General features: G+C 71.6%; 13 protein-coding genes. 9 read left to right on the top strand and 4 right to left on the bottom strand.

The features are described 5' to 3' along the window. Window positions 1-50 precede the first annotated feature (50 nt). From ACFY5B_RS04000 to ACFY5B_RS04010, 3 genes are read right to left on the bottom strand one after another with little or no spacing between them, the layout of a single operon-like run. Window positions 51-827, bottom strand: coding sequence for an SAM-dependent methyltransferase (locus ACFY5B_RS04000; protein ID WP_389964110.1), 777 nt, complete (start codon window positions 825-827; stop codon window positions 51-53). A 12-nt stretch (window positions 828-839) separates the two neighbouring features. After that, window positions 840-1,463: a histidine phosphatase family protein gene (locus ACFY5B_RS04005; RefSeq protein WP_389964113.1), complete on the bottom strand. Its 624-nt coding sequence runs from the start codon at window positions 1,461-1,463 to the stop codon at window positions 840-842. Further along, window positions 1,460-2,968: an FGGY-family carbohydrate kinase gene (locus ACFY5B_RS04010; protein WP_389964116.1), complete on the bottom strand. Its 1,509-nt coding sequence runs from the start codon at window positions 2,966-2,968 to the stop codon at window positions 1,460-1,462. The genes ACFY5B_RS04005 and ACFY5B_RS04010 overlap by 4 nt, the downstream gene beginning before the upstream one ends. Before the next feature lie 156 nt (window positions 2,969-3,124). Here ACFY5B_RS04010 and ACFY5B_RS04015 point away from each other — a divergent pair, with 156 nt between their 5' ends. From ACFY5B_RS04015 to ACFY5B_RS04055, 9 genes are read left to right on the top strand one after another with little or no spacing between them, the layout of a single operon-like run. Then, window positions 3,125-4,546, top strand: coding sequence for an ABC transporter substrate-binding protein (locus ACFY5B_RS04015; protein WP_389964120.1), 1,422 nt, complete (start codon window positions 3,125-3,127; stop codon window positions 4,544-4,546). A gap of 4 nt (window positions 4,547-4,550) precedes the next feature. Continuing rightward, window positions 4,551-5,435, top strand: a complete 885-nt coding sequence (locus ACFY5B_RS04020; RefSeq protein WP_389964123.1) for a carbohydrate ABC transporter permease — start codon at window positions 4,551-4,553, stop codon at window positions 5,433-5,435. Further along, a complete protein-coding gene (locus tag ACFY5B_RS04025) occupies window positions 5,432-6,256 on the top strand; it encodes a carbohydrate ABC transporter permease (RefSeq protein ID WP_389964126.1) in 825 nt (274 codons plus the stop codon). Before ACFY5B_RS04020 ends, ACFY5B_RS04025 begins: the two co-directional genes overlap by 4 nt. Next, on the top strand, window positions 6,253-7,341 hold the full coding sequence (locus ACFY5B_RS04030; protein ID WP_389964128.1) for an ABC transporter ATP-binding protein: 1,089 nt from the start codon (window positions 6,253-6,255) through the stop codon (window positions 7,339-7,341). Before ACFY5B_RS04025 ends, ACFY5B_RS04030 begins: the two co-directional genes overlap by 4 nt. Further along, window positions 7,338-8,165, top strand: coding sequence for a DeoR/GlpR family DNA-binding transcription regulator (locus tag ACFY5B_RS04035; protein ID WP_389964131.1), 828 nt, complete (start codon window positions 7,338-7,340; stop codon window positions 8,163-8,165). The genes ACFY5B_RS04030 and ACFY5B_RS04035 overlap by 4 nt, the downstream gene beginning before the upstream one ends. Then, window positions 8,143-9,231 (top strand): ABC transporter ATP-binding protein, encoded by a 1,089-nt coding sequence (locus tag ACFY5B_RS04040; RefSeq protein WP_389964134.1) that lies wholly within the window; start codon window positions 8,143-8,145, stop codon window positions 9,229-9,231. Before ACFY5B_RS04035 ends, ACFY5B_RS04040 begins: the two co-directional genes overlap by 23 nt. Beyond that, complete coding sequence (locus ACFY5B_RS04045) at window positions 9,228-10,259, top strand: 2-hydroxyacid dehydrogenase (protein ID WP_389964138.1); 1,032 nt, start codon at window positions 9,228-9,230, stop codon at window positions 10,257-10,259. The genes ACFY5B_RS04040 and ACFY5B_RS04045 overlap by 4 nt, the downstream gene beginning before the upstream one ends. Before the next feature lie 19 nt (window positions 10,260-10,278). Then, window positions 10,279-11,703, top strand: a complete 1,425-nt coding sequence (locus ACFY5B_RS04050; RefSeq protein ID WP_389964141.1) for an FGGY family carbohydrate kinase — start codon at window positions 10,279-10,281, stop codon at window positions 11,701-11,703. 26 nt (window positions 11,704-11,729) lie between these two features. Beyond that, window positions 11,730-12,776, top strand: a complete 1,047-nt coding sequence (locus ACFY5B_RS04055; RefSeq protein ID WP_389964144.1) for a glycerophosphodiester phosphodiesterase family protein — start codon at window positions 11,730-11,732, stop codon at window positions 12,774-12,776. Between the two features lie 230 nt (window positions 12,777-13,006). On the opposite strand, the gene ACFY5B_RS04060 is transcribed toward ACFY5B_RS04055, so the two are convergent. Continuing rightward, on the bottom strand, window positions 13,007-13,645 hold the full coding sequence (locus ACFY5B_RS04060; protein WP_389964147.1) for a DsbA family protein: 639 nt from the start codon (window positions 13,643-13,645) through the stop codon (window positions 13,007-13,009). Window positions 13,646-13,731 lie beyond the last annotated feature (86 nt).

The raw sequence follows: 13,731 nt of genomic DNA on the forward strand, positions 1-13,731 counted from the left end.
AAAGGAAGCCCCCGCGAGGACGTGACTCGCGGGGGTTTCCCATGGGCGTGCTACGGCTTGCGGCCCAAGCCGCCGTGCTGGCCGATCGGGTCCGTGGGGGCGCCCGGCTCGGGATGCCACAGCGGCACCGAGACCACGCCCGGTTCCACCAGCTCCAGGCCCTCGAAGAACGCCTCGATCTGCTCGACCGGCCGCAGGAAGTACGGGACCGCGCCCGTCTCGTTGTAAGCGTCCTGGGCCTGCTCATAGGCCGGATCCGTGCCGCGGGAGCCCTCGTTGAGGGAGAGGTGGCTGCCCGGGGCGAGACCGGCCAGGAGGCGGCGGACCAGGTCGCGGGCCTGGTCGTAGTCGGCCACGTGGCCCAGGATGCCGCTGAGGATCAGGGCGGTGGGACGGGTGAGGTCGAGGGTCTTGCCGGCGGCCGCGAGGATCTCCTCGGGCTCGAAGAGGCTGATGGGCTCGTAGGCCGTCGCGCCCTCGGGGGCGGAGGTGAGCAGGGCGCGGGCGTGCGCGAGGACCAGCGGGTCGTTGTCCACGTAGACGATCCGCGCGTCCGGGGCGAGCCGCTGGGCGACCTCGTGGGTGTTGTCGACGGTCGGCAGGCCGGTGCCGACGTCGAGGAACTGCCGTACGCCGGCCTCCTGGACGAGGTAGCGGATGCTGCGGCCCAGGAAGGCGCGGCTGCTGCGGGCGATGGTGACGATGCCGGGGAAGACGGCGGTGTACGCGTCACCGGCCGCCTCGTCCACCGGGTAGTTGTCCTTGCCGCCCAGCCAGTAGTTCCAGATCCGGGCCGAGTGCGGCACCGATGTGTCGATCTGCGTCATGTGCCCATAGTGCTACGGCACATGAGCCTCGCACGGCACATTGAGTGAGAGGAGTGCGGCGGAACCGTCGGTGTTCATGCGCAGTTCGCTGATCGCCGCGTTCCGCAACCGCGGGAGCACTCTGCGGTACTCGCTCACCGGGATCGACAGCAGGGTGCACAGCACCAGCCGCAGCAGGGTGTTGTGGGCGACGACCAGGACGCGTTCGCCGGGGTGGGCGGCGGCGATGTCCCGCAGGGCCCGCACGCCGCGGGCCGCCGCGGCCAGCGGGTCCTCGGCACCGGGAAAGGAGTGCTCCACCGGGTCGGCCCGGTAGGCCGCGGCCCACTCGGGGTCCTCGGCCTCGAACTCGGCGAGCGTACGGCCTTCGAGCACCCCGAAGTCGCATTCGCGCAGGTGGGGTTCGCTCTGGGCGGTGAGGCCGAGGGCGCGGCAGGCGGGCTCGGCGGTGGCCACGGCTCGCGACAGCGGGGACGTCCAGACCGCGTCCACGGGGTGGGCGGCGGCCCAGCGGCCGAGGGCGTCGGCCTGGGTGCGGCCGGTGTCGGTGAGGTCGATGTCGCTGATGCCGGCGTAGCGGTTCTCGGCGTGCCAGACGGTCTGTCCGTGGCGGACCAGCAGGAGGGTCGTACTCATGAGGCGGAAGTATCCCGGTTCAGCCGGCCGTGCGCGTGCGCGGCCACCGGGCCGGGCAGCCAGCCGCGGTCCCGCAGGGCGTCGACGAGACGCGCGTACGGCTCGGCGAAGACCGCGGTGCGCCCGGGGCGGGGTTCTACGACGGTCCGGACACGGACCATCCGTGCGGTGACGTCCGCGAGCACGCCCGTCCCGGACGCTCCGTACGCGGCCAGCGCCGCCATGCCCAGGGCCGGTTCGGTCTGTTCGGGGACGCGGGCCGGGCGGCCCAGGATGTCGGCGCGCAGCTGGTTCCAGTACGGGCTGCGGGCGCCGCCGCCGGTGAAGGTGAGCGGGCCGTCCAGGGGGGCGCCGAGGTGGTGCAGGTAGTCCAGGCACAGGCGTTCGGTGAAGCCGACGCCCTGGAGCAGCGCGGCCCACAGCTCGGCGTCCTCCGCGGGATCGCCCAGGACGAACGGGGTCGCCCGGGGTGCCCGGAACGGGAACCGCTCCCCCGGCGAGACGAGCGGGTAGGCGATCACGCGCGACGGCTCGAACGCCATGGCCGGTGCGTCCATCTCGGCCGGGTCGGCCTCCGGGAAGTGCGCCGCGAGCGCCCCGGCCCCGACGCTCGACGCCCCGCCGGGCAGCCAGGTGCCGTCCGGGGCACGGTGGTTGTAGACCACGCCGGTGGGGTCGCGGACCGGGTCGCGGGCGGCGCCCTTCAGCACGAGCGTGGTGCCGAGCACGGAGTTCCAGGAGCCGGGCCGCAGCGCGCCGGACGCGATCTGGGCGGCGCAGCCGTCGGTCATCCCCGCGAAGACCGGGGTGCCGGCCGGGATGCCGGTGGCGTCGGCGGCGCGCCGGCCGACCTCGCCGAGGCGCGTCCCCGGGCGGACGACGTCCGGGAACAGGTCGCCGGGCGCGCCCAGTTCGGCCAGGGCGGCCTCCGGCCAGCGGTCGCGCTCCAGGTCGTAGCCCGTCTTCAGGGCATGGCTGGAGTCGGCCGGGGGCGGCTCGCCCGTGAGCCGGGAGACGATCAGGTCGGGCTGGTGGGTCAGGCGCAGCGAGGCTCCGCCGTACTCGCCCAGCAGCCACAGCGCCTTCGGCAGCGCCCAGGTGTCCTGCACCGCGAGCCCCGCCTCGCGGGCCCGCGCGGCCTGGGCCTTCGCCCGCCCGTCGTCGTACATCAGCGCGGGGCCGACCGGCCGGCCCGAGCCGTCCGTCAGCAGGACCGTGCCGGACGTGCCGCACACCGCGAGTCCGCCGATCGGCAGGCCCGGGGGCGCGGTGCGCAGGGCCGCCCGGGACGCGTCGCACAGGGCCGCCCACCAGAGCAACGGGTCCTGCTCGTGCCGCACGCCGTCCCGCCGCCCCGTCAGCGGGGCCGAGCCGCTGCCGAGGACCGTGCCGTCGGCGGTGACGAGCAGCACGCGGACGCTCTGCGTGCCCAGGTCGACGCCCAGCCAGCCCTCGCCCTTGCCCTCGCCCTCGCCCTCGCCCTCGCCCGCACCGTCGTTCACCATCCGGAACCTCCCACGCCGTCGCAGCCGGATCTGTGAACTTCTCACTGTGCCCCGATATTTTCCCGTGCGCGAGGGATTGACGCCCAACTTCAGCCGTTCCACCCTCTGTTAACGAGTCGACTCGACGTGTTAACCAGGCTCCACGCGGAGGTACGGATGGACACGCACGTGCACGACCGCCGACGCTTCCTCGCCCTCGCCGCCGGGGCGGCGGCGGCCCCGTTACTCACGGCCTGTGGCGCCGGTTTCGGCGGGAACGACGACAAGAGCGACGGCTCGGCGGCGGACGACGTCACCGGTTCCTTCGACTGGAAGCGGGAGAAGGGCACCACCGTCAAGGCCCTGCTCAACAAGCACCCGTACACCGACGCCCTCATCGCCGACCTGAAGTCGTTCACCGAGGAGACCGGCATCAAGGTCGAGTACGACGTGTTCCCCGAGGACAACTACTTCGACAAGCTCACCGTGGACCTGTCCAGCGGGCGTGCCTCCTACGACGTTTTCATGCTCGGCGCGTACATGGTGTGGCAGTACGGGCCGCCGGGCTGGCTCGAGGACCTCGGCCCCTGGATGCGCAACTCCTCGGCCACGGGCGCCGAATGGGACCAGGCGGACTTCTTCCCGAACCTGCTCCAGGCCGACCAGTGGTCCCTCAAGGCGGGCGCGCCGCTCGGCAAGGGCGGGCAGTACGCCCTGCCGTGGGGCTGGGAGACGAACGTCGTCGCCTACAACACCGAGGTCTTCCGGAAACTCGGCCTGAAGCCCGCCGATTCCTTCGACGAACTGGCCGAACTCGCCGGCACCATCAAGCAGCGGGCGCCGGGCGCGGGCTTCGACGGCATGTACGGGATCGCCGTACGCGGGTCCCGCAGCTGGGCCACCATCCACCCGGGCTTCATGACGATGTACGCCCGCAACGGGCTGCGGGACTTCACGGTCGACGGCGGGAAGCTCACCCCGGCCATGAACAGCCCCGAGGCCGTCGCCTTCACGGAGGACTGGGCGCGGATGGTCAAGCGGGGCGGGCCGCCGTCCTGGACGTCGTACACCTGGTACCAGTGCTCCAGCGACCTCGGCGCGAAGAAGGCCGGGATGCTGTTCGACGCCGACACGGCCGCCTACTTCCAGGCGGTGAAGGGCGCCAGCCCCGCCTCCGGGAAGATCGCCTTCCACCCCGGGCCGAAGGGGCCGGACGGGTCGCTCGCCACCAACATGTGGATCTGGTCGCTCGGCATGAACGCCAAGAGCAAGAAGAAGAGCGCCAGCTGGCTGTTCCTGCAGTGGGCCACCGGCAAGGAGCACCTGCGCAAGAGCGCGATCACGCACAACCACATCGACCCGGTGCGCAAGTCCGTCGCCGACGACGCCGCCTACAAGGACAAGATGCGGCATCTGCCGGGCTTCCTGGAGACCTTCGAGACGGTCGTCGACCAGACGAAGATCCAGTTCACCCCGCAGGCCCAGTTCTTCGACGCGACGACCAGCTGGGCGGCGGCCCTCCAGGAGATCTACGGCGGCAAGGGAGCGAAGTCGGTCCTGGACGGGCTGGCGGACGACCTCGCCGGCAAGGTGGGCTAGAGCGATGGGGTGGCGGCTCACCCTGCGCCCGTACTTCCTGATCGTCCCGGCGCTGCTCCTGACCTGCGGGATCCTCTACCCCTTCGGCCTCGGGCTGTACTACACGCTGTTCGACTTCTCGGCGAGCAAACCGCAGCCGGACATGGTGGGGTTCGAGAACTACACCACGGTCTTCTCCCAGGAGGCGTTCTGGAACTCGGCGTGGGTGACGGTGCTGTACGCGGTCGGGGCTGCCGTCGCCGAGACCGTGCTCGGGGTGGCCGTCGCCCTGCTGCTGCACCGGTCGACGGTCATCGGCCGGGTCCTGGAGAAGATCCTGATCCTGCCGCTGATGATCGCCCCGGTGATCGCGGCGATCATCTGGAAGCTGATGCTCCAGCCGTCGGTCGGGGTCGTCAACCATCTGCTCAGGCCCTTCGGCCTGGGCGGCGTGCAGTGGACCGACACCCCGACGGGTGCGCTGCTGTCGTCGATCGCCGTCGACGTGTGGGTCTACACCCCGTTCGTGGCGATCCTCGCCCTGGCCGGTCTGCGGTCGCTGCCCACCTCCCCGTTCGAGGCGGCGGCCGTGGACGGCGCGGGGTGGTGGTACACCTTCCGGCGCCTGACCCTGCCGATGCTGTGGCCGTACGTACTGGTGGCGGTGATCTTCCGGTTCATGGACTCGCTGAAGGTGTTCGACATCATCTACGCCCTGACCGAGGGCGGGCCGGGTGACTCGACCGTCGTCCTGCAGATCCGGGCGTATCTGGAGGCCATCCGCTTCCAGCGCTATTCCTTCGGCATCAGCTACACGATCGTGCTGTGGGCCGTGGTGTACCTGGCCGCGATGGTGCTGGTGAAGCACCTGGGGAAGATCCAGCGGAAGGCCGCGGAGGTCACCACATGAACAAACGCGTCCTGGGGTGGCTGGGCGACGCCGCCCTGATCCTCTACTTCGTCTTCGCGCTGTTCCCGATCGCCTGGATGGTGATCCTGTCGCTGAAGCCGGCCGACCAGCTGTTCTCCACCTACTTCTCCTTCTCCCCCACCCTCGACGGCTACCGCACGGTCCTCGGCGACAGCGAGGGCATCCCGTTCGTGCGGTTCTTCGTCAACAGCCTGGTGGTGTCGGTGGGGGCGGTCGTGCTGTCGCTGGTGGTCGGGCTGCCGGCCGCCTACGCCTCGGCCCGCTGGCGGTTCAAGGGCTCCGAGAACCTGATGTTCACGCTGCTGTCGTTCCGCTTCGCGCCCGAACTGACGGTGATCATCCCGCTGTTCGTGCTGTACCAGAAGCTCGGGCTGTTCGACACGTACGTCGGCATGGTGTGGGTGCTGCAACTCGTCACGCTGCCGCTGGTCGTGTGGATCATGCGGTCCTACTTCGCCGATCTGACACCGGAGCTGGAGCAGGCGGCCCTGCTGGACGGCTACACCCGCAAGCAGGCGTTCTTCAAGGTGGCGCTCCCGCTGGTCAAGCCGGGCATCGCGGCCGTGTCGCTGCTGGCGTTCATCTTCGCCTGGAACAACTTCGTCTTCCCGCTGATCCTCACCTCCAACGAGGCCCAGACGGTGACCGTGGGCGCCCTGTCGTTCCTCGGCGGGGACCGGCCCAAGTACAACCTCACGGCCGCCGCGGCGCTGGTGTCGGTCGTACCGCCGCTGCTGCTGGCGCTGACGATCCAGCGGTACCTGGTGCGGGGCCTGTCGTTCGGGGCGGTGAAGTCTTGATCCGGCTGAGCGGGATAAGCAAGGCGTACGGCAAGACGCTCGCGCTCGACGGGCTCGAACTGGACGTGCGGGAAGGCGAGTTCTTCTGCCTGCTCGGACCGTCCGGCGCGGGCAAGACCACCACCCTGAAAACCGTCGCCGGACTCGAACAGCCCGACTCCGGCACGGTCGTGCTCGACGGCGAGGACATGCGGGGGGTCGAGCCGTACGACCGGGGCGTGGCGATGTGCTTCGAGAGCTACGCCCTCTACCCGCACCGCTCGGCCTACGACAACCTCGCCTCTCCGCTGCGCTCGCCCCGGCACCGGCTGCCCGCCGCCGAGGCCCGGCAGCGGATCGGCGCGATCGCCGAACTGCTCGGCATCTCCGCGCTGCTGGACCGGCCCGTGGGCCGGCTGTCGAACGGCCAGCGGCAGCGCGTGGCGCTCGGCCGGGTACTGGTCCGCCCGGCCCGGGCCTTCCTGCTCGACGAGCCACTGTCCCACCTGGACGCCAAGCTCCGTCAGCAGATGCGGGCCGAGCTGAAGGCGATCGGGGCCGTGCAGCACACCACCACCCTCTACGTCACCCATGACTCCGTCGAGGCACTCGCGCTCGGTGACCGGATCGGTGTCATCCGGGAGGGCCGGATCGTGCAGACCGGCACCCGGGAGGAGATCTGGTACGAGCCGTACGACACGGAGGTCGCCCGGGCGTTCGGCCGGCCCCGGATCAATCTGCTGCCGGGCGTGGTGACGGAGAGCGGCGTGCGCGCGGACGGCGGGGTCGAGCTGCCGGTCCGATCGCGGGCCGCCCCCGGCACGGACGTCCTGGTCGGTCTGCGGCCCCGGGACATCGCCCTGCACGGCGAGGGCCACGAAGTGACCGGGACCGTGTACGTCACCGAGGTGCTCGGCCGGTCCGTCGAGGTCACCGTCCGGCTCGGGACCGGGGAGCAGCGGGTGTCGCTGGTGGCCCCCCGGGCGGACGCGGCGCGCCTTCACACCGACGATCCGGTACGGCTCGTGGTCCGGCCTGAGAACCTGCTGCTGTTCGAGGCCGACCGGCCGGAGCGACCGGGACGACGGATAGAGACCGAGTCATGAGCAGCAACAGCAGTGGTGGACAGCAGGGGCCCGCGGCGCGCCAGGCCGCCATGGCCGAGCAGGTGCTGGCCGACGGTTCGGCGACGGCGGCGGAGCTCGCCGAGCGGTTCGGGGTGAGCCTGATGACCATCCACCGGGACCTCGACGAGCTCGAACGGCAGGGCATCGTACGGAAGTTCCGGGGCGGGGTGACCGCGCAGCCGTCGGGGGTCTTCGAGTCGAACGTGCAGTACCGGCTGAAGACCATGCGGGCCGAGAAGGCCGCCGTCGCCGAGCACGCGCTGCGCATGGTGGAGCCCGGGATGGCGATCCTGCTGGACGACTCCACGTCCACCCTGGAGATAGCCAGGCGGCTGCGCACGGCCGAGGTGACACCGCTGACGGTCGTGACCAACTTCCTGGAGGCCATCAACCTGCTGTCCGACCAGCGGGGCATCCACCTGATGGCGCTGGGCGGCGACTACGACCCGCTGCACTCCTCGTTTCTCGGGGTGTCGTGCGTGGAGGCCGTCGAGCAGCTGCGGGTGGACGTGTGCTTCGCGTCGACGTCGGCCGTGCACGGGGGGTACGCCTACCACCAGGAGCAGCACATCGTGTCGGTGAAGCGGGCGATGCTCGACGCCGCGGCACGCAACGTCCTGCTGATCGACCACACCAAGCTCGGCCGGGTCGCCCTGCACCGGGTCGTCCCGCTGTCCCGCTTCGACACGGTCCTCGTGGACGACGGGGCGACGCCGGAGGCACTGCGGGATCTGGACGAACACAAGGTCCGTTACGAGGTTTGCGCGATGAAGGGCGGCCATGACGGGACTGGAACTACGTGAGCTGAGGAAGACCTATCGGTCGCGCGGGCGGCCAGGGGTGGACGCCGTCCGCGGGATCGACCTGAGCCTCCGCTCCGGGGAGCTGCTCGGGCTGCTCGGACCGTCCGGCTGCGGCAAGTCGACCACCTTACGGATGATCGCCGGTCTGGAGTCCGTCACCGGCGGGGACATCCTCGTCGGCGGCGCGTCGGTCGTGGAGCGGCCCGCGCAGGAGCGGAACATCGGGGTGGCCTTCGAGAACTACGCGCTGTATCCGCCGCTGTCGGTCGCGGAGAACCTGGCGTTCGGCCTGAAGGCCCGGCGCAGGGCAGCCCGGGGCTCCAGGGGGGACGTCGAGCGCAGGGTGAAGGAGATCGCCGAGCGGGTCGGTCTGACCGACCTCCTCGGTGCCCGCCCGGCCGGCCTCTCCAGCGGCCAGAAGCAGCGCGTCTCCCTGGCCCGGGCCCTGATCCGCGAACCCGACGTGCTGCTCCTCGACGAGCCCCTCTCCCACCTGGACGCGGCCCAGCGCGACACCACCCGCCGTGAACTCAAGCGCATCCAGAAGGACCTGGGCCATACCACGATCCTGGTCACCCACGACCAGGAGGAGGCCCTCTCCCTCGCCGACCGGATCGCCGTGATGAAGGACGGCGTCATCCAGCAGCTCGGAACCCCCTACGAGATCTACGACAGCCCGGCCAACGTGTTCGTCGCGGACTTCGTCGGCGAGCCCGCGATCACCCTGTTGCCCGGCATCGCCGGGGGCGACGGGCACGCCCGCCTCTCCGACTCCGTGCGCATCGCGCTGCCCGTGCCGGTGGACCGTGGGCGGGAGGTGGTGGTCGGGGTGCGCCCCGAGGACGTCCGGCTCACAGCCGAGGGCGGCCTGCCCGCCCGGGTCGTCGCACACGAGCCGCTTCTGGAGTCGGGCCTGGCGACCCTCGCCCTGGACGGGGTCGAACGGCATCTGGTCGTCCTCACCGACCCCGAGGTGCGGCTCGCCCACGACGAACGGGTCCGGGTCGCCGCCGACCCCCGGCACACCCATGTCTTCGACGCCGAGACAGGAGCCTCACTGCGATGACCGAACGGAACAGCGTGCGTGTCGTGGCCGCCGGTGACCACTTCGTCCTGCCCTCGCTGATCACGCGGGCGGTGGAGCACGAGGTGGAGCGGGCCGACGTGACTGAACTGCGGCTCGGCTGGCCGCTGGAGCCGTTCGGGCCGGTCGCCGAGGTGCAGGAGGCCAGTGACGCCGAGGACGCGATGATCGAGGCGCTGGCCGGGGCGGAGGTCCTGGTCACGCAGATGGGCCCGGTCACCGAGAAGGTCCTCGCCGCCTGCCCGGATCTGAGGCTGGTCGTGGTCTGCCGGGGCGGACCGGTCAACGTCAACCTGGACGCGGCGAGGAACCGTGACGTACGGGTGTGTTTCGCGCCGGGCCGCAACGCCGCCGCCACCGCCGAGTTCACCGTCGGCATGATGCTGGCGGCCCTGCGCCGCATCCCCCAGGCCCACGAACCGCTCGCCGGGAGGGGCAGCTGGGAGGGCGCGACGTACTACACGTACGAGCGGAGCGGACTGGAACTGGAGGACCTGCCCGTCGGGCTGGTCGGGTACGGGGCCGTCGGCAGCCGGGTCGCGCGGGTGCTGTGCGCGTTCGGGGCGCGGGTGATGGTGCACGACCCGTACGTGCACGGCGAGATCCACGGTCTGCGCGTCACCTCGCTGGACGACCTCCTGGGCCGCTCCCGGGTGATCACCCTGCACGCCCGGCTCACCCCCGAGACACGGGGGCTGATCGGCGCCCGGGAGCTGGGGCTGCTGCCGTCCGGCGCGGTGGTGGTGAACGTGGCCCGGGGCCCGCTGCTGGACGAGGGCGCGCTGTGCGACGCGCTGGAGAGCGGGCGGGTGTCGGCGGCGGCACTGGACACCTACGAGCGGGAGCCGCTGCCGGCGCGGTCCCGGCTGCTGGGACTCGCCGACCGCGTGGTCCTCACCCCCCACTTGGGCGGGGCGTCACGGGCGGTCGCGGAGAAGGCCGCCCGGATCGCCGCCGAAGAGGTGGGCCGCTGGGTGCGCGGGGAGCCGCTCGCGCACTGTCTGACCTGAGGACCGGGAGGAGAGCCGCATGTACGTCGGTATCGATGTGGGGACGTCCATGGTCAAGGCGGCTGCCTTCGACGCCACGGGCCGCCAACTGGCCGTGGAATCCCGGCCGGTGGGCCTGGACCTGCACGGCGGGGTCGTCGAGCAGGACATGGAGGAGGTGTACGGGGCGGTCGTCGAGGTGCTCGAAGCGCTGACCTCCGCCGTGGACGAGCCCGTCGAGCTGGCCGGGCTCACCGGGCAGGGCGACGGGGTGTGGCTGGTCGACGGCGAGGGCCGGCCGGTGCGCCCCGCCGCCTCCTGGATGGACGGGCGGGCGCACGAACTGGTCGACGGCTGGCTGGCGGACGGCACGTTCGAGTCGGTGTTCCGGCGCACGGGCAGCGCGATGTTCCCCGGCTGCCCGGGTCCGCTGCTGGCCTGGCTGGACCGTCGTGAACCGAAGGCGCTGGACGCCGCGAAAGCCGCCCTGTACTGCAAGGACATGGTGTTCCAGCGGCTGACGGGAGCCGCTGCGACGACGGATGTGTCGGACGCGTCGATGCCGTTCCTGGACCCGCGGACAAGGACGTACGACAACCGGGTCGTCGAATTGCTGGGGCTGGCGCACCGCCGGGGTCTGCTCGCCCCGGTCAGCGACCCGGTCGCGACCGCCGAGACGCGGGGCGAGGGCCTGCCGTCGGGGACGCGCATCGCGAACGGGCCGTACGATCTGCCGGCCTGCGCGCTGGGAGCCGGAGTGACGTCCCCCGGGGACGGTCTGCTGATCGTCGGCACCTGTCTGGCCAGTCTGGTCGCCACCACCGATCTCGACCTGACCGGCGAACCGGCCGGCCTGTACATCTCCACGGACCGGCCCGGGCACTGGCTGCGCGCCATGCCCGCCATGGTCGGCACGGCGGCGCTGGACTGGGTGCTGTCGACGACCGGAGTACGGCACGAGGAGGTGGACGGCCTGCTGGCCGGGACCCCGCCGGGGGCGCACGGCGTGCGGGTGCTGCCGTACTTCGCGCCCTCCGGCGAACGCGCTCCCTTCGTCGAACCGCGTCTTCGCGCCGAGCTCACGGGCGTCTGTCTGGAGTCGACCCGGGGTGATCTGGTCCGCGCCACCTGCGAGGGCATCGGGTACGCGGCCCGGCACTGCCTGGAGGCGGCGGGCCTCACCGGGAACCTGGCCGTCTGCGGCGGCGGCACCCGCAGCTCCGCCTGGATGCGGCTGCTGGCCGATGTGCTCGGGCGGCCGCTGCGGGTCGTCGAGGGCGAGGTGGGGGCGCGGGGCGCGGTCCTGGCGGCCGCCGAACGGTACGCGGTGCCGCTGGACGCGGGGGCGTGGACGACACCGACGGCGGTGGTCGAGCCGGACCCGGAGCGGGCGGCTTTCTACGCGAGGGGTTACGAGGAGCACCTGGACCGGCTGGCCGGAGCCCGGGCCCGGGCCCGTCAGTGAACCTGGCATCGACGAAGGGGAGTTGCATGCAGCTCGGACGGAGATCCCTCCTGCTGGCGGCGGCCGCGGGGACCGCCACGGCCGCGACGGCCGCTTCGGCCGCTTCGGCGGCGGTCGAACCCCGCAAGGGCGGCGGCCCGGTCGTCATCGGTCACCGCGGCGCGGCCGGCTGGCGCCCGGAACACACGGCGCCCTCGTACACGCACGCCGTGCAGACGGGCGCCGACTGGATCGAACCGGACCTGGTGCCGACGAAGGACCATGTGCTGGTGGTCCGGCACGAGAACGAGATCTCCCAGACGACCGACGTGGCCCGGCACCCGGAGTTCGCGGACCGCCGTACGACGAAGACCGTCGACGGGCGGGCGGTCACCGGCTGGTTCACGGAGGACTTCACGCTGGCCGAGCTGAAGACGCTGCGGGCTGTGGAGCGGCTGCCCGCGGTCCGCAACCGCAACACCGTCTTCGACGGGCGCGCGGAGGTCATGACCTTCCAGGAGGTCGTCGACCTGGCGCGGCGGCTGTCGCGGGAGCACGGCCGGACCGTCGCGGTGTTCCCGGAGACCAAGCACCCGACGTACTTCCGCTCCCTCGGCCTGCCGTTGGAGCCGAAGCTGGCGGCCGCGATCCGGCGCAACCGGCTCGGCCGGCGCGAGTGTGTCGTGCAGTCCTTCGAGCCGACGAGCCTCAAGCGCATGACGGGCCTGGGTGTGCCGCTGTGGCAGGCGCTGGGGACGACGGGCGGTCCGTACGACCTGCCCTCGACCACCTACCGGGACATGATGACGCCGGCGGGCCTGGCGGGGATCGCGGAGTACGCGGACTGGATCGGGCCGGACAAGTCCTCCGTCGCCGGCACGACTCTCGTCGCGGACGCGCACGCGGCGGGGCTGCGGATCGGGCCGTACACCTTCCGCGCGGAGAACCAGTTCCTTCCCGCGCAATTCCGGCGCGGGAGCGGACCGAACGATTTCGGGGACGCTTTCGCCGAATACACGCTGTACTACCGCATGGGGGTCGATGCGGTCGTGACCGACTTCCCGGACTTGGCGGTGATCGCGAGGAGGAGCTGATGACGGTGAGCCGGGCGTGCCGGACCTGCGGCACCATGCAGGAGTTCCGGATGTTCAACGCCGCCGAGCGGGCGGCGGTCCGGGCGGAGAAGGGTCACGGGCACTTCGTGGACGACTAGTGGCGCTGCACCGCCGCCGGCTGCCGGTGGTACCAGCGCTACCTCAACCGCGGTGAGGACGGCCTGCTCCCGGAAGAACTCAAGATCCAGGCCGTCCCCGCCGAGTGAGCCCTACAGGTTGGAGAAGTCCGGGCCCTTGGTGCGGGTGCGCTTGATCTCGTAGAAGCCGGGGACCGAGGCCACGGCGAGGGTGCCGTCCCAGAGGCGGCCGGCCTCCTCGCCCTGCGGGGCCGGGGTGACGACCGGGCCGAAGAAGGCGATCTGCTCGCCGTCGGGGCCGGGCACGGCGATGACCGGGGTGCCGACGTCCTGGCCGACCTTGTCGATGCCCTCCTGGTGGGAGGCGCGCAGCTCCGGCTCGTACGGGGTGGAGTCCCAGTGCTCCAGGAGCGACTCGGGCAGGCCCGCGTCCTTCAGGGCGGCGGCGACCGTCTCCTTGCCGGGGCCCTCGGCCTGGTTGTGGATGCGGGTACCGAGCGCGGTGTAGAAGTCACCGAGGACCTCTTTGCCGTGCTCCTGCTGCGCCGCTATGACGACCCGGACGGGGCCCCACGCCTTGGTCTCCAGCAGTTCGCGGTACTCCTCGGGCAGCTCGTCCAGCTTGTCCTCGTTCAGGACGGCGAGGCTCATGACATGCCAGCGGACCTCGATGTCCCGGACCTTCTCCACCTCCAGCACCCAGCGGGAGGTCATCCAGGCCCAGGGGCACAGCGGGTCGAACCAGAAGTCTACGGGGGTCTTGTCCGACATGTCTCTCCTCGAAAGGCAACCGTTTCTCCCGCAACGCCGGTACTTGCTCGCCTCATTCCCGGCTGCCCCGTGTCAGGTGCGCGTGG

It is taken from the genome of Streptomyces sp. NPDC013187 (assembly GCF_042899705.1).
Taxonomy (GTDB): Bacteria; Actinomycetota; Actinomycetes; order Streptomycetales; family Streptomycetaceae; genus Streptomyces; species Streptomyces hawaiiensis_A.